The organism is Candidatus Methylomirabilota bacterium (genome assembly GCA_035315345.1).
In the GTDB taxonomy this organism is placed as follows: Bacteria; Methylomirabilota; Methylomirabilia; order Rokubacteriales; family CSP1-6; genus CAMLFJ01.
Window position 1 is genome coordinate 22,439 of the sequence record DATFYA010000167.1, and the last position, 15,391, is coordinate 37,829.

11 protein-coding genes are annotated in these 15,391 nt (G+C 70.4%); 5 read left to right on the forward strand and 6 right to left on the reverse strand.

The features are described 5' to 3' along the window. Positions 1 to 91: 91 nt before the first annotated feature. Positions 92 to 862, reverse strand: coding sequence for an SDR family oxidoreductase (locus VKN16_21660; protein ID HME96818.1), 771 nt, complete (start codon positions 860 to 862; stop codon positions 92 to 94). An 87-nt stretch (positions 863 to 949) separates the two neighbouring features. Here VKN16_21660 and VKN16_21665 point away from each other — a divergent pair, with 87 nt between their 5' ends. Further along, complete coding sequence (locus VKN16_21665; protein ID HME96819.1) at positions 950 to 1,837, forward strand: aldose 1-epimerase; 888 nt, start codon at positions 950 to 952, stop codon at positions 1,835 to 1,837. Between the two features lie 22 nt (positions 1,838 to 1,859). Here VKN16_21665 and VKN16_21670 read toward each other — a convergent pair whose 3' ends face one another. Beyond that, positions 1,860 to 2,186, reverse strand: a complete 327-nt coding sequence (locus VKN16_21670; GenBank protein ID HME96820.1) for a GYD domain-containing protein — start codon at positions 2,184 to 2,186, stop codon at positions 1,860 to 1,862. A 115-nt stretch (positions 2,187 to 2,301) separates the two neighbouring features. Then, the gene (locus tag VKN16_21675; GenBank protein HME96821.1) at positions 2,302 to 3,135 is read right to left on the reverse strand and encodes a cytidylate kinase family protein; all 834 of its coding nucleotides are present in this window, start codon (positions 3,133 to 3,135) and stop codon (positions 2,302 to 2,304) included. Between the two features lie 183 nt (positions 3,136 to 3,318). On the opposite strand from VKN16_21675, the gene VKN16_21680 reads away from it, so the two are divergent. The 4 genes from VKN16_21680 to VKN16_21695 all read left to right on the forward strand — a co-directional run bounded on the left by VKN16_21680 (position 3,319) and on the right by VKN16_21695 (position 9,275). Further along, positions 3,319 to 5,601 (forward strand): CHAT domain-containing protein, encoded by a 2,283-nt coding sequence (locus tag VKN16_21680; GenBank protein ID HME96822.1) that lies wholly within the window; start codon positions 3,319 to 3,321, stop codon positions 5,599 to 5,601. Beyond that, positions 5,598 to 7,583: an adenylate/guanylate cyclase domain-containing protein gene (locus tag VKN16_21685; GenBank protein HME96823.1), complete on the forward strand. Its 1,986-nt coding sequence runs from the start codon at positions 5,598 to 5,600 to the stop codon at positions 7,581 to 7,583. The genes VKN16_21680 and VKN16_21685 overlap by 4 nt, the downstream gene beginning before the upstream one ends. Next, complete coding sequence (locus VKN16_21690; GenBank protein HME96824.1) at positions 7,580 to 8,320, forward strand: DUF928 domain-containing protein; 741 nt, start codon at positions 7,580 to 7,582, stop codon at positions 8,318 to 8,320. The genes VKN16_21685 and VKN16_21690 overlap by 4 nt, the downstream gene beginning before the upstream one ends. Positions 8,321 to 8,639: 319 nt before the next feature. Next, on the forward strand, positions 8,640 to 9,275 hold the full coding sequence (locus tag VKN16_21695) for a DUF928 domain-containing protein (GenBank protein HME96825.1): 636 nt from the start codon (positions 8,640 to 8,642) through the stop codon (positions 9,273 to 9,275). 47 nt (positions 9,276 to 9,322) lie between these two features. Here VKN16_21695 and VKN16_21700 read toward each other — a convergent pair whose 3' ends face one another. The 3 genes from VKN16_21700 to VKN16_21710 form a co-directional block, all read right to left on the reverse strand. Next, a complete protein-coding gene (locus tag VKN16_21700) occupies positions 9,323 to 11,023 on the reverse strand; it encodes a ShlB/FhaC/HecB family hemolysin secretion/activation protein (protein HME96826.1) in 1,701 nt (566 codons plus the stop codon). 62 nt (positions 11,024 to 11,085) lie between these two features. Continuing rightward, complete coding sequence (locus VKN16_21705) at positions 11,086 to 14,865, reverse strand: filamentous hemagglutinin N-terminal domain-containing protein (protein HME96827.1); 3,780 nt, start codon at positions 14,863 to 14,865, stop codon at positions 11,086 to 11,088. Positions 14,866 to 14,944: 79 nt separating this feature from the next. Next, the coding region (locus VKN16_21710; protein ID HME96828.1) for a hypothetical protein at positions 14,945 to 15,391 on the reverse strand (447 nt) is incomplete at its 5' end.

Here is a 15,391-nt window from a genome sequence, read left to right on the forward strand (position 1 = left end):
CCGCCCGGCGCTCGCTGCACGCGCCGCCGTTGACACTTCCGGGCACCGCGCCGGCGGGGCCGCCGCGGCGCGGCGCCGGCCGACGAGAGCGTTACACCCAGCCGCCGTCGACCACGTAGCTCTGGTTGGTGCAGGCGGAGCTGTCGTCGGCGGCGAGGAAGAGCACGACCCGCGCGATGTCCTCGGGCACGAGCCGGCGCTTGAGGCACTGGCGGCGGAGCAATTCCTGCTCGCCCTCCGGGGTGAGCCACAGCGTGATCTGCCGCTCGGTCATGATCCAGCCGGGCACGATGGCGTTCACCCGGATGCTCTTCGGTCCGAGGTCCCGGGCGAGCGCCCGGGTGAGCCCGGCCACCGCGGCCTTGGCGCTGAGATACGCGGGCATGCCCCCCTGGCCGATCAGCCACGAGACCGAGCCGAAGTTGATGATCGACCCGCCACCCGCCTCGGCCATCGCGGGCGCCACCGCCTGGGCGGCGAAGAACTGGTGGCGCAGGTTCACCGCGAAGCGATCGTCCCAGTACTCGGGGGTCACGCTCTCGATGCTGTGGCGCTCGTCGTGGGCCGCGTTGTTGACGAGCACGCGCGCCGGCCCGTGCCGCGCGCGGGCCTGCTCGACGGCAGCGCGCAGGGCGCCGATGTCGCGCAGATCGCACGGAATGAACGCGGGGGCGGGCGTCCCGGCCGCGCGGATGCGCTCGACCAGGGCCTCGGAGGCCTCGTGCTGGATGTCCACGAATGCCACGCGGGCCCGCTGCTCGCACAGGTGCTGGACGATGGACGCGCCGATGCCGCTGCCGCCGCCCGTCACGAACACGGCGCGATCCTCGAGGCTCGGATACGAGGCCAATCGCATGGTCATGAGCGCCTCCGCGGCTCGGTCACCGGGATGGATTGCGCGCTCACGCTAGCACAGGTGGGCGCAGCGCATGCTAGGCTCGGGCGCGCGATGGACATCACGCTGCGGGCGGGCGAGGCGGCGGTGACGCTACAGCCCGCGGCGGGCGGCGCGATCACCCGCTACTGGCACGAGCGCGGCGGCGTGACCCGCGAGTGGCTGCGGCCGCCGCCGCCCCACCCGATTCGCGGCGCCTCCCCCGCCGCCGCGTTCCCGCTGGTGCCCTACTCCAACCGCATCCGGGATGGCCGCTTCACGTTTCGCGGCCGCACGATGCAGCTGCCGCTGAACTTCCCGCCGGAGCGCCACAGCATCCACGGCCAGGGCTGGCAGGCGGCGTGGCGCCCGATCGAGGTGACCGCGAGCGAGGCGCGGCTCGAGTACGAGCATCCGGCCGGCGCGTGGCCCTGGGCGTACCGGGCCACCCAGCGCATCGCGCTGAGCCCGGATCGCCTGGTCGTCGCGCTCGCGGTGCGCAACGAGAGCGCCGAGGCGATGCCGGTCGGGCTCGGCTGGCACCCCTACTTCGTGCGCACGCCGGCGGCCACCGTCACCGCCGAGGTCCGGGCCATGTGGCGGACCGACGACGAGACGATGCCGACCACGCTCGACGCTGCACCCGCCGCCGATCTCGCGCGAGGCATCGCGGTGGCGCACGTCGCGCTCGACAACTGCTGCGTGGGTTGGAGCGGGCGGGCCCGCCTCGAGTGGCCCGACGTGGGCGCGCGGCTGACCATGACCGCGGCGCCGCCGCTCGACTGCCTCGTGGTGTTCACCCCGCCGGGGCGGCCGTTCTTCTGCGTCGAGCCGGTCAGTCACGTGACCGACGCGTTCAACCTGGCCGCGGCGGGCCGCGCCGACACCGGCATGCGCGTGCTGGAAGCTGGCGAGGCGCTGCGGGCCACCGTCACGCTGGCGGTCGAGCCCGGGCTCGGCTAGGGTCGTGCGCCGACTGTCGCGGTCACCCGCCCGGCGGACGGTAGCCGGCGCCCTGCGCCAAGAGCAGGGCGTCGAACCCCTCGTCGGGCGACATCAGCACGCTCGTCTTGAAGTCCTTCACCGCGCCGCTTCCCGCGATGGCCATCGCCGCCGCGGCCGCGTTGATGTTGCTGGGGGCATCGAAGATCACGACCACGTCGTAGTCGCCGAACGTGTAGTACCAGGCCAGGATCTCTCCGCCGAGCTGCGCGATGACCGGCTTGAGCGCATCCATCCGGTTCTCGGGCCGCTGGACCAGCTTGTTCCACGCCGTGCTCGTGTAGGCCGCCTGCACCATGTATGTGGGCATCGGGGTCCTCCTGCGCACGAAGCGACATTGGCGCCCCTCACCCTGCCCTCTCCCCTCGGGGGAGAGGGAGGAAGTCGGCGGGGCAAGGGGAAGGTGGAAGAGCCTGGTGCGTCCGCTAGACCGGAAACGAGGAGACGATCGGGATCTCCGCGGTCCGCAGCGCGACGCTCTGGACTCCCGCCACGCCCTGGGCCACGGAGCGCGCCACGTCGGGGTCCGCTCCCGATGACAGCTCCAGCGTCACCGCGCCGTCACGCGATTCCACGTTGATCGCCCGCCGGCGCAGGTCCGGATGGCCGGCCAGGGCGACTTCCACCTGGGATGCGAGCGCCCGGTCTGCGACCAGCTGTCGGCCCGCCTCCGTGGTGGCGAGCTCGGGCTGGCGCGCCAGGTTCGCGAGCATCTGCACCGCGGCGGCGCGGGAGAGGACGGCGGTGTTGATGTGGACGTCGTAGAGCCCGGGGTCCTTGAGGTCGACGTCGAAGAGATAGCGCATGCGCGCCGACTTCTGGATGTCGTCCCGGCGGATGAACTGGGCGACCGTCTTCGGGGTGACGCGCTCGCGCCCCTCGGCGGCCAGCGTGGCGGTCAGCCGCGTCACCCGCTCGCCGAAGGGCGCCACGATCCGGGTCCGCAGCGCGTGGGGCACCCCGCGCAGCAGCCACTGCCCGCCGCCCCCCATCAGCACGATGTTGTCGGCCTGCGCGAACTCGTAGAGCACGGTCTGCAGGGCCAGGATGCACCGGCGGGTCTCGGCGTCGAACCGCTCGACCCAGGACGGGCGGTCTTCCACGAGGCGGGCGAGGCGGTCCTCCGCCAGACCGTAGCGCTGGGCTCGGCCGAGCAATTCCTCGTTGTCGACGTAGGTGTAGCCGAGGCGGGTCGCGACCGTCATTCCGATCTCGGCCCCGCCGCTGCCCATTTCCTGTGAGATCGCCAGAATCGCCATGGACACCCTCCTGCCCAGCCACCCTCGGCGCGAGGGGCCGGGCCGAACCGGTCGGACGGTGGCGGGAGTTTAGTCCGCGCCGCGAACCCGGTCAAGCCCCGAAGCAACAACCTTGCGCCGCGGGCGCGGCCCGCCCATAATCCTGCCATCTTCGTGGCGACCCGTCCTGGAGAGGTACCGCTCGTGGCAACGCGCATATCGCTCGCCCTGCTGTTCGCGGTCGTGCTCACCTCCTCGGCCTGGGCCGCCGAGGGCCCTGCGGATCAGGCGTTCCGCCGAGGCCTGGACGCGTTCGAGCGCGGGACCTTCGCCGACGCGATCGCCGGCTGGAGCGAGGCGGTCCGCCTCTACGAGCGCGAGGGCAACCGCGCCGGGCAGGAGCGCGCGCTCCGCTCCCTCGGGCAGGCCCACGCCTCGCTCGGCCAGTACCAGCAGGCGCTCGCGCGGCTCGAGGAGGCGCGGGCACTCGCCGAGCCCTCGCGCGATCCGGCCCGCGTGGCGCCGGTGCTCGCCAGCCTCGGCAGCATCGAGCTCGGGGCGGGCCAGCTCGACCGTGCCGAGCCGCATCTCCGGGATGCGGTCACGCAGGCCCGGGCGCGGGGCGACGACCGCCTCGCGGCCGCCGCGCTCAACGACCTGGGCAACCTCCTGGTGCTCCGGCAGAAGCCCGCCGAGGCGCTCGATGCCTACCGCGAGAGCGCGGCGCTGGCACGTGGGGCCGGCTACCGGACGCTGGCGGCCCAAGGTCTCAGCAACGCCTCGAGCGTGCTGCGGCAGACGGGCCGGATTCCCGAAGCGAAGACCGCGCTCGACGAAGGGCTCGATCAGCTCCTCCCGGCGCCGGCCTCTCATGACATGGCCTTCGCCCTGATCAACGTCGGCCTGGGCTACCGCGATCTGGCGGCCACGTTCCCCGACCGGGGAGAGGTGATGCGGCGAAGCGCCACCGCGCTCAACGCGGCGGTGGCCGCGGCCGACCGGATCGGCGACCGGCGGGCGGCCTCGTACGCGCGGGGCTATCTGGGGATGCTCTACGAGGACGAGCGCCGGCACGCCGAGGCGCTCGACCTCACCCGCCAGGCGGTGCTCCTGGCCCAGCAGGCGAACGTCCCGGAGTCGCTCTATCGGTGGCAGTGGCAGGCCGGCCGCCTGCTCTACGCCCTCGGCCGGCCGGAGGAGGCCGTCGAGTCGTACCGGCGCGCGATCGCCACGCTGCAGTCCATCCGGCCGGAGCTGTCGGCGGGCCGCGGTGGGGCGCCGGTGCCGTTCCGCGAGTCGGTCGGTCGGGTGTACTTCGAGGCGGTGGACCTGCTCCTCCGTCAGGCGGCCGCGCGACGGGGCCGCGAGGACATCACCCCGTACCTGGTGGAGGCCCGGGAGACGGTCGAGCTCTTCAAGGCCGCCGAGCTCCGCGACTACTTCCGCGACGACTGTGTCGACACCGCGCTGGCGAAGTCCACCCGTCTCGACGTGGTCTCGCAGAGCGCGGTGGTCATCTATCCGATCCTCATGCCGGACCGGACCGAGCTGCTGGTGAGCCTGCCGACCGGGCTCAAGAGCATCGTGGTGCCGGTCGGTGAAGAGCGGCTCACCCAGGAGGTCCGCCAGTTCCGCCGCCGGCTCGAGAAACGGACCACCCGAGAATATCTCCCGCACGCGCAGCAGCTCTACGACTGGCTGATCCGTCCGCTCGCCTCGGATCTCGCCGACCTGAAGGTCGACACCCTGGTCTTCGTCCCCGACGGGGCCCTGCGGACGATCCCGATGGGCGCGCTCCACGACGGCAAGCAGTTCCTCATCTCGAAGTACGCGCTCGGCATCACGCCCGGCCTCAGCCTGACCGATCCGCGGCCGATTCCGCGGGACCACGTGAAGGTGCTCGCGCTGGGCGTGACGCAAGCGGTGCACGGCTTCCCGGCGCTCCCGAACGTCGAACCCGAGCTGGCCGCCTTGCGGACCCTCTACCCGAGCACCGTGCTCATCGACAAGGACTTCGTCGTGCCCGCCGTCGAGAAGCTGCTGCGGGAGGAGCGGTACACGATCGTGCACATCGCCTCGCACGGAGAGGTCAGCGGGGACTCCGAGCAGAGCTTCGTCCTCGCCTTCGACGGCAAGCTCTCCGTCGACCGGCTCGACCAGTTCATCGGCCTCTTCAAGTACCGCGACGACCCCCTGGAGCTCTTGACTCTCAGCGCCTGCGACACGGCCGAGGGCGACGATCGCGCGGCGCTCGGCCTGGCCGGCGTGGCGATCAAGGCCGGGGCGCGCAGCGCGCTGGCCACCCTCTGGGAGGTCAACGACGAGGTGTCGGCGCGGCTGGTCATCGACTTCTACCAGGAGCTGCGCGACCCGTCGGTCTCGCGCGTCGGGGCGCTGCGCCGGGCTCAGCTCAAGCTCGTGGAGGATCCGCGCTACGATCACCCGGGCTTCTGGGCTCCATTCCTGCTGATCAACAACTGGCTGTGAGCTGGCGGGACTGGCCGCGCTCCTGGAAGGCGCTGCGGAGCCCGCTCGCAGTGACCGGCCTCATCGCGATGGCGATCGGCCTCGCCGTGCTGGGTGGTCGGCAGCTGGGCCTGCTCGAGACCCTGGAGCTGGCCGCCTACGACTGGTACGTCCGGCTCACCGCCCGCGAGACCACCCCCGATCCTCGAATTCTCCTCGTCGCCATCACCGAAGACGACATCAGGAAGATCGGCGACTGGCCGCTGCACGACGAGACCCTGGCGACGGTGATCCAGCGGCTCCTCCAGGGCGGGGCGCGGGCGGTGGGCGTGGACGTGTACCGCGACGTACCGGTCCCCCCCGGCACGCAGCGCTTCCACGATCTCCTCCGTGGGGACCCGCGCACCGTGGTGGTCACCAAGTTCATGGAGGGAACGAAGCAGGGCGTGCGACCGCCGCCGGTGCTCGAAGGCACCGACCAGGTCGGCTTCAACGACATCCTCGTGGATCCGGGCGGCACGGTGAGGCGCGCGCTGCTCTTCCTGGACGACGGCACCGTCTCGCTCCCGTCGTTCCCGCTGCAGCTCGCCCTGCGCTATCTCCAGCCGAAGGGCGTGATGCCACAGGCCGATCCCGCGGACCCGAGCCTCTTTCGGCTCGGCCACACCACGATCCGTCCGCTCGATTCGAGCGACGGCGGCTATGTCCGGGCGGACGACCGCGGCTATCAGTTCATGCTCGACTACAGTGGCTCCCGCGGAGCATTCGACACGGTGACGTTCTCCGCGGTCCTGGACGGAACGGTCGATCCCGCGCTCATCCGGGACCGGGTCGCGCTGATCGGGGTGGTCGCGGAGAGCATCCGGGACGAGTTCTACACCCCGCTGAGCCGCGGGCTCCAGGCCGATCAGCACGTGGCCGGCATGGCCGTCCACGCTCAGATCGTGAGCCAGCTCATGCAGATCGGCCTCGACGGGGTCGCGCCCATGGCCTCGCTGCCCGACTGGCAGGAAGCGGGATGGATCCTCCTCTGGAGCGGCCTGGGCGGGCTCGTCGGCTTCGCCGTTCGCTCGCCGTGGAAGCTCTCCCTCACCGCGGTGGGATGTCTCATCGCCCTCGGCGGGCTCGACCTCGCGCTGTTCGTCGGACGGTGGTGGCTGCCGCTCGTGCCGTCGGGGCTGGCCTGGGTGGGTTCGGCCGCCCTCGTGACCGGATACGTCTCCTACCGGGAGATGCTCGACCGCTCCAACCTCATGCGCCTGTTCTCCCGCCACGTCTCGAAGGAAGTCGCGGAGACGATCTGGCAAGAGCGCGACCAGTTCCTCGACGGCGGGCGGCCCCGCTCCCAGCGCCTCGTGGCGACGATGCTGTTCACGGACATTGCGGGATATACTCCGGTGGCGGAGCGGCTGTCACCCGAGGCGCTCATGGAGTGGCTGAACACGTTCATGGACGGCATGTCGCGTCAGGTCACGGCTCACCGGGGAGTGGTCCGGCAGTACGCCGGTGACGCCATCGTGGTCGCGTTCGGAGTGCCGGCTCCCCGGACGACCGAGGAGGAGGTCGCGCAGGACGCGATCAACGCGGTGGAGTGTGCCCTGGCCATGGGGGAAACGCTCCGCGAGCTCAATGCGCGGTGGCGTGCTCAGGGGCTGCCGACATCCGGGATGCGCATCGGGATCTTCACCGGGCCCGTGGTCGGCGGCACGCTGGGCAGCGCCGAGCGGTCGGAATACCTCGTGGTCGGTGACGCGGTCAACACCGCGGCGCGGCTCGAGAGCCTGGACAAGGACCTGTTCGCGCCGGACCCGAGCGAGCAGCCGTCTCGGATCCTCATCGGGGACACCACGCGGGCATATCTCGGCAACCGGTTCCGCACCGAGTACATGGCCAACCTCTCTCTGAAGGGAAAGCAGCAGAAGGTGGACGTCTACCGGGTGATCGGCCGCGCGTCGACCGATGCCTCGAAGACGGAGACCGCCTCGCAGGAGGTCCGCCCATGACACGCACAGGCTGCCTTGCCGTTCTCGCGTCGGTGGCGATCCTGCTTCCCGCCACAGCCGGTCTGGCCCAGGACAAAAAGAGCGCACCGCCCTCCGCACCGGGCGCTTCACAGCCGGGCGCCTCGTCCGCTTCGGCCCCGACGCCGGTCTACAAGCCCCCGGTCCGGGGGGCGCCGGGCGGGCGAATCGGCGGAGCCACGCGCGGCGTCGCGCGGGACGTCTTCGTCCTGTCGGTGCTGGCGCCCGATCACACCGGGCTCACTGCGGTCGAGCAGCCGTCGCTCTTCTGGTACATCTCGAACCCGATCAGTCTGCCGCTCGAGCTGACGGTGATGGACCCGCGACAGGCCCAGCCGCTGCTGGAGATCGCGCTGCCCGCGCCGCGCCAGGGGGGGATCCAGCGCGTCCGCCTCTCGGACCACGGAGTGCGGCTCGAGCCGGGGGTGGCCTACCGCTGGTTCATCGCCGTGGTCGCCGATCCCGGCCGCCGCTCCCGCGACATCCTCTCGGGCGGCGCCATCGAGCGGGCCGAGCTGCCCGAAGCGCTCCAGGCACGGCTGGCCACCGCCAAGGCTCAGGAGAAGCCGACGGTCTACGCAGAAGGCGGGTACTGGTACGACGCCCTGGGCTCCATCTCGGACCTCATCGACGGTGCGCCCGGGGACGCCGCCCTGCAGAGCGAGCGCCAGGACCTGCTCAAGCAGATCGGCCTACGAGCGGAAACGCAGCAGCCGTGACGCAGTGCGCTGGTTGTCCGGGCATCCTGCCCCGTGCCCGCGGACAAACGCCCGAGCGGCGCTGTGGCGGCGCGCGGACTCGACGAGGAACCTCTGACAAACACTGTTCGAGCGTCAAGAGCTTCACCCGCCGAGCGAGCGGCACACTTTAGGCATTGTTGAGCGCCGGCGGGGTATCACCCTCGCGGTAAAAGGGGGTCTGGCGATGAGAATCACCCGAGCGGTTGCAGCAGGGCTTCTGGCTCCGACTCTCTTGGTCGCCTCGGTCTCGTCGGCACGGGCTCAGCAGAGCGACGGCCGGCCTACTCAGGCTCCAGCCATGGAAAACAAGGCTGGGGCTCCAAGCTCGGCGCAGCCTGGATTGCAGCCCGCGGGCCTCGTGTATCGCCCACCCCTGCGCGGGGCGCCGGGCGGCCGGGTCGGCGGAGGCAGCCGCGGTGGCGGCGCGGTCAGCGTCACGGCCTTGGTTCCCGAGGGTCGCGCGCTCACCTCTCTCGAGCAGCCGTCCGTTTCCTGGTACCTGTCGAGCCCGACGCCAGCGCCGGTCGAGGTAACGATCAGCGATGACCGGGCGGTGAAGCCGTTACTCGAGGTTCGCCTGCCTCAGCCCGTCCAGCCTGGAGTGCAGCGGATCCGCCTGGCGGACTATGGGGTGAAGCTCGAGCCCGGAGTCCAGTACAAGTGGTTCGTCACCGTGGTGGTCGACCCGGCGCGCCGCTCGCGCGACGTCCTCGCTGGTGGCACCATCGAGCGCGTCGAGCCCAATGCGGAGTTGAGCGCCCGACTTGCTTCAGCCCGGCCGGAGACCCTTCCGATGATCTATGCCGAGGCAGGGCTCTGGTACGACGCCCTGGGAGCGATCGCCGATCTGCTCGATCAGAGCCCCAATGACCAGACCGTCCGAGAAGGCCGGGCCCAGCTCCTGAGCCAGGCGGGACTGCCAAAGGTCGAGTAAGCGACCTAACCGCCGGTGAGCGACCCGGGCCGGTCAGGCCCGGGTTCTCACTGGATGGCGACCAGGAACTGGAAGTGCACGCCCTGGTCCTGGATCGTGCCTCCGGCCGTCCCAGTGCCCGGGTTCGAGACGTTCCGTAGCGGGTGACCCCAGTAGACCTCGAGCTGGGGGCGGACCGAGACGGGCCCCGCCGGAATCGTGAGACCCCAGCGAAGGCCAACCCCGACGCTCGAGATATCGATCGGGCTCAGATGCGGAGGTCTCACGTTCCAGGATCGGCCGTAGTCGTAGAACGCGGCCAGCTCCAGATAGTCGGCCCATCGGGTGCGCTGGACCACGGGCACCCGTAGCTCCGCCGAGGCCACGAAGGCGTTGTCCCGCACGAGCGTGTTCTCGCGGTAGCCCCGCACGGTATAGCGGCCGCCGACCGACATCTGCTCTTGCACCAGCAAGGGCCGGTCGGACAGCTGAACGTCCGTGCGCGCGATCGTGTAGGCGTCGAGGAACGGGAGCCGCTGGACCCACTGGAACTGCCCCAGCCAGGCGAAGAACAGACCGTCCGGCTCGTCACCGCTGTGGATGGTAGCCCCCAGCGCGTCGATGCCGAACGAGAGACGGGACCGGGCCGAGAGCACGAGATTCCGCGTACGGTGCACGACCTCCTGGACGAACCGGATGGCGGTGTCCACCGACTTGCCGTTGCTCGCGCCGGGCGACAGCGAGAAATCTTCCCCGAGCAGCGTCGTGTCGCTGGACAGGCGCTCCCCGATCAGCTCGAGCGCGATCTCGGTGCTCAGGGTGCGATAGACCGGCTGACGGACCCCCAGGGTGTAGATCACGAAGGTGTTCGTGATATCGAGCTGGTCGAACGGCTGCTCGACGACGACGAAGTACTCGCGATGGTACTGGAAGCTGACCGTCGTATCCCACGGCGTCACCGGGATGGCGTATCGCACGTCCACGAGCGGCCTGAGGCCCTCGGACCCGGCGAAGCGCAGCGCCAGAGTGTCACCGTTGCCGGTGAGATTCAGGAACTCGAAGCCTCCGAAGCCGCGCAGGCCGCCAACCGACGGGGCCTGGTAGTCGTCGGCCCCCATCACGAGCCGATACGGCAGCCGCTCGTCGACCGAGACGTCCAGCACGCTCTCTCCGGGCCGGGCGCCGGGACGCAGCTGCGCATTGAGGCGTCGGAAGCGCTCGTCCTCCAGCAGGAGCTGGAGCTTCTCCTGCAGCGTGTCGACGTTCAGCGGCGGGCCGGCCGCGAGCCGCAGGCGATCGCGAAGATAGCGGGACCGGAACCAGCGGTTGCCCTGGATCTGGATGTCGGTCAGCCCGCCCTCCACGATCTGGTAGGTCACGATCCCGTCGGTCAAGCTCTGATCCGGCAGGATCGCGCCGGAGTTCACGTACCCGCGGTTGACGTAGAGCAGCGTCAGCTGCGTGCGGAGAGCCTCGAGGTCCTCGGTCGACAGCTCGCGGTTGACGTAGGGCGCGGTGACGCGCTCGATCTCGGCGGCGGTGAAGACGGTGCTGCCGACGACGCGGATGTCCCGCACGAAGATGCGCAGCGTGGGCAGGACCCCGGGCGGACGCGGCTGGACCTCCGGCGGCGGAACGGGAGGCAGGACGGGGGGTGGCGGCGGGGCGGGCCGCTCCTGCAGCAGCGGCGGCGGCTCGCCCATCCGGGGTGTGACCCGCTGCGCGAGCGCGGGGACCGGCAGGGCCACCAGCGCCATCCCGAGGAGCACCCCCCATGGGCGCGATCCTGAGGGGCGTCGCAGGCCCAGGGAGTGCTCCCGGGCCCGGCCGATCATCGGCACGCTACGCCCAGCGGGGTCGGCCACCTCAAAGTGAGCAGCGGCGCGGCTTCGCCGGGCTCGTCCGCGGCGGTGCGCTCGCTGGCCGTCCAGCCTTCGAGCACCAGCGGACTCGCGAGGAGCGCGTCCGGCTCCGGCGGCACGCCCTCGCGGCCGGCCACCACCAAGCTGCTCGTCTTGCCCTCGGCGAGCCGGGCGGCGCAGGAGGCGCGCAGGAGGGCGGTCGCCTCGAGAACGTCCGCGGGCAACTGCACCAGCGCGCTGTTCAGGTCGGTGAACTGTGCCTGGACAGCGATGGTGCCCGGCGCGCTGAGCGCCGAGGACGCGCTGATGATGCTGCTGCTCGTCAAGAACGTGTCCGCGAAAATCTGGATGTTGCCGCCGGGCCCCCCGAAGGCGTCGGCGCGAATCTGCCCGTCGGACGCGACCAGGAAGGTCAGTGGATGGGCCTCCGACCCCAGCGTGATGTTGCCGCCCTGGCCGAGGCCACTCTGGACGCTGGTGGTGATTTCGCTGTCGAAGAGGCGCAGGGTAGAGCCGGTGCTGGTGATCGAGATGTTGCCTCCGTCGGCCAGGAGCGATGTGGTCGTGATGGCGCTGCTGCCATCCATGAAGAGCTTGCTGCCGAAGACCAGGTTGATGCTGCCCGCGAGCGCCTCGGCACTGCCGGTGCTGTTCGCCGAGATCTTCGACGCGCCGGCAAGATTCACGTCTCCCGCCGTGATGTTGATATCGCCGCCGGGGCCGGTCCCGCTGGCGTTGGACAGTAGGCTGGCTCCGCCGTCGAGCGACAGCGAGCCCGCGTTGACGGCGATCGTTCCCGCTCGTCCCGCCGCGGATGACGACGCCGAGATCTGCCCCTGGTTGGCGAGGCTCACGCTCGCACCCGAGACCGCGATCTGACCGGCGTCCCCCGTGCTCGTGGCGGTGCTGAAGAGCCCTGTGCCGGGGCCCGAAACCGAGGTGCTGCCCGCGGTCACCGCGACACTGCCCCCACGACCGGCTGCGCCGGTGCTGCTGTCGAGCCGCGCCCCGGTGCCAAGGGTCAGGGTGCCCGCCTTCACCTGGATGTCCCCGGCGGCGCCGGTGCCTGAGGTCGTGGAGAAGAGCCCGGCTCCGCCGGCGACGGATAGGGCGCCGCCGGTCGTATCGACGCTCACCGTTCCTCCCAGGCCGGCGCCCGTCGTGCTGCTGTCGATCCGCGCCGCATTGACGAGGCCCACGGTCGGGGCGGCGACCGTGATGAGGCCGGCATTCCCGGTGCCGCTGGCCGTGCTGAAGAGCCCGCTCCCCGGGCCCGAGATCGAGACGTTCCCCGCATTCATTACGATGCTGCCGCCGAGGCCATCCGCCGCGGTGCTGCTGTTGAGCTGCGCCCCGCCGTCGAGCGCCACCGTGCCCCCGCTGAGCTGAATGCTGCCGGCCGCGCCGGCGTTGGTGGTGGCCACGGACATCGTCCCACCCTGGGTCATCGCCACCATCGGGCTCGAGGCGACGATGGAGCCGGCGGCGCCAGTTCCCTCCGCGGTGGAGAAGAGCCCGGCGCCCCCGCTGAGGGACAGGGACGTGGATGCGTTGACCGCGATCGTTCCCCCTGGCCCGGCGCCTGTCGTGCTGCTGTCGATCCGGCCCGTGTCGGCCAGGTTCACCGTCCCGGCTGCGACCGCGATCTGGCCTGCCGCTCCGACACCGCGCGTCGTGCTGAAGATTCCGCTGCGGAGGTCCTGGATGTTGCTCACCGGCACGCCGCTGGCGGATTGCCCCGAGGCAAACACATCGTTCGCCGTGATCTGGATGCTGCCGCCCGCGCCGGTTGCGTCTTGCGCGCTGCTCGCGACGATCTGCCCACCCCCGGTCAGGTTCAGGCTGCCGACGTTGGCGACGATGTTGCCGGCGTTGCCTTCCTGGATCGTGCTGGTCTGGATGAGGCCGTTGTCGATGGTGAGGCTCTGAGCCGAGATCGTCACATTGCCGACACTGTTGGTGAAGGCCTGACTCAGGATGGCCCCGCCATTCTGGAGGATGGCGTTCGTCGCGGTGACCGCAATGTTGCCGGCCACGTCGCGGGTTGTGCCGTTCTGGATGACGCCGAAGTCAGCAACGGTGAGGGTGCCGGCATTCAACGTGATGTTTCCGGCGGGAGCGACGTTGGGTGAGCTGGCATCACCTCCGCTGCGAATGGCGCTACCGGCGCCGGAGATCAAGGCCGAGCCGGTCGCGGTCACGGAGACATCGCCTCCTCGGCCCTGGAACGCGGTGCTGCTGATCGACGCGCCGCCCGTCAAGCTAAGATCTCCGACGCTGATCGCCACCGTTCCTCCAGGCGCCGGACCGAAGGCTGTGCTCCCGACACTCGCGAGATCACCGAGGGTGAGTGACTGGGCCGAGATGCTCACCGCACCGCCGTTCGCCGTCGGCTCGCTCGAAAGTCCCAAGGTCACGATCCCGCTACTCTCGCCCGTGATCGTGATGGGGCCAGTGGCCTTGATGTCGATGTCGCCTGCGGCCCCGGCGGGAGGCACGAACGCCGATGCCGTGCTCCCGATTCGTGCGCCGCCTTCGAGCGTCAGCTGCCCCACACCGATGGAGATGTCGGCGCCGCGTCCGCCGCCCTGGGTCTCGCTGTTGATGGACGCGAACTCCCGCATGTTCAAGTTACTGGCCTGGACCTGCACCGCGCCCGCGTCCCCCGACATGGTGGCCGTCGACTGGAGTGCGGACCCGCCGTCCATCACGACGTCACCGCTGGCCTCGAGCCGGATCGCCACGCCGGGGCTACTGCTCCCCTGGTTGAAGTTGGTGACGGTGGTGCCGCCGGTCAGGACGAGTTGTCCGCCCCGGATGACCACAGTCCCCGATGTGGTGCCGAAGACATTGCCGAGGTCGTCGAACGTCCCTGCCCCGCTGGCGTCGATGCCCACGGTCGAGAGCTTCACGTCGCCTCCGCGGATCAGAACCGAGCCGCCGTCGACGCCGACGAAATTGCCGAGACCGTCGAAGCCCGCAGTCCCGGTGGTCAAGATCGACGAGTTCGAGAGCTGGATCGGCCCGAGCGCGGCGAAGGCGCCCTCGAGCCCGTTCACCGTGGCCTCACCAGCCGACGCGAAGCTGCCGATCTGGACTCGACCCCCGGGAGCGGACAGGATGGCGGAGTCGATCTGCACGCCGCCGCCGACCACGGACAGTGTCGCCCGCTCGGGTACTTGCAGAGTGCCCGGCTGCAGAGTGCCCGGGTCCTGGAGCTGGATCGAGATCGAGCCCTGAGATGGGCCCAGGAAGCCGAACGCGGCCGGTGCCGCAACCGAGAGGACGCTCGGCTGTCCGTTCGGACACGCGCCCACGCAAAAGACGCTCTTGGCTGGATCTCCGAAGCGCAGGTAGTCCGCCGTGCTGACGTGGAAGGAGCCGCTCACGTTCAGCGCCGCCCCGGGCCCGAACACCCAGCCGGCCGGGTTCAGCAGGAAGAGGTTGGCGCCCGGAAAATTCGTGGTCTGGATCGTCCCCTGGATCGCCGACACCTGGCCTCCGGTGACGCGACCCAGGATGTTCGCAACGCCGGCCCCGGTCGTGTTGCTGAAGTTGGCGATGTCCCCGGTACCGACGCTGAAGAGACCGAAGCTGTGGAACAGATTGCCGCCGGCGCGCGTGCCCCCGGTGATGTCGAACGAGTTGCCGACCTGGTTGACTGCGGTACCCAGGGCCCCCGCTCCAGGGGTCGGCGTGATCGCAGTCTGGCCGTGGGCGGCCGTGGCGTGGAGAACGACCACCGCCACGGCCAGTGCCCAGGCCAGCAGAGAGGGCAGGGGGAAGGGCAGTCCCCCCCTCCCTGACCTCATAGGCGTCTGGGCGTCACTAGCACCCCGGACTCGTACCGAACCCGACGGGCGCGTCGAACTGCACGGGCCCAAAGCCCGGTAAGATATTCGTCCCGCTCAGTGTCGCCATGGTGTCGCTGCACATGATTCCAGTTTCCTGGTTGGCAAACGTGGCCTTCAGGTCCATGACACCATCATTGTTGACGTCTTTCAGCTGCACGCTCTTGGGCTGAGCCAAGGCTGGCCCGAATCGCAGGCTGCCTTGATCGACCGTCTCACACGGGAATGCGCCCGCTCCGGTCGTCGGGGTGCCCAGGTTGCAGATCAGGTTGACCGCCAGGAACCCATTGTCGTTGATATTGATCACGGGATTCGGCGTGTTCTGCTGCAACGTCGCGGCCGCCGACAGCGCAGCCAGGACGGCTTCCGGGAACACGTCGGGATCGCAACCCGGTGCGGGATTCCTCGGACATCCGCCGGCGGC

Bases quoted from the DNA above. Each gene is read 5' to 3' on its own strand.
- VKN16_21660 (HME96818.1), bottom strand. From the start codon at position 862: ATGACCATGCGATTGGCCTCGTATCCGAGCCTCGAGGATCGCGCCGTG.
- VKN16_21665 (HME96819.1), top strand. From the start codon at position 950: ATGGACATCACGCTGCGGGCGGGCGAGGCGGCGGTGACGCTACAGCCC.
- VKN16_21670 (HME96820.1), bottom strand. From the start codon at position 2,186: ATGCCCACATACATGGTGCAGGCGGCCTACACGAGCACGGCGTGGAAC.
- VKN16_21675 (HME96821.1), bottom strand. From the start codon at position 3,135: ATGGCGATTCTGGCGATCTCACAGGAAATGGGCAGCGGCGGGGCCGAG.
- VKN16_21690 (HME96824.1), top strand. From the start codon at position 7,580: ATGACACGCACAGGCTGCCTTGCCGTTCTCGCGTCGGTGGCGATCCTG.
- VKN16_21695 (HME96825.1), top strand. From the start codon at position 8,640: ATGGAAAACAAGGCTGGGGCTCCAAGCTCGGCGCAGCCTGGATTGCAG.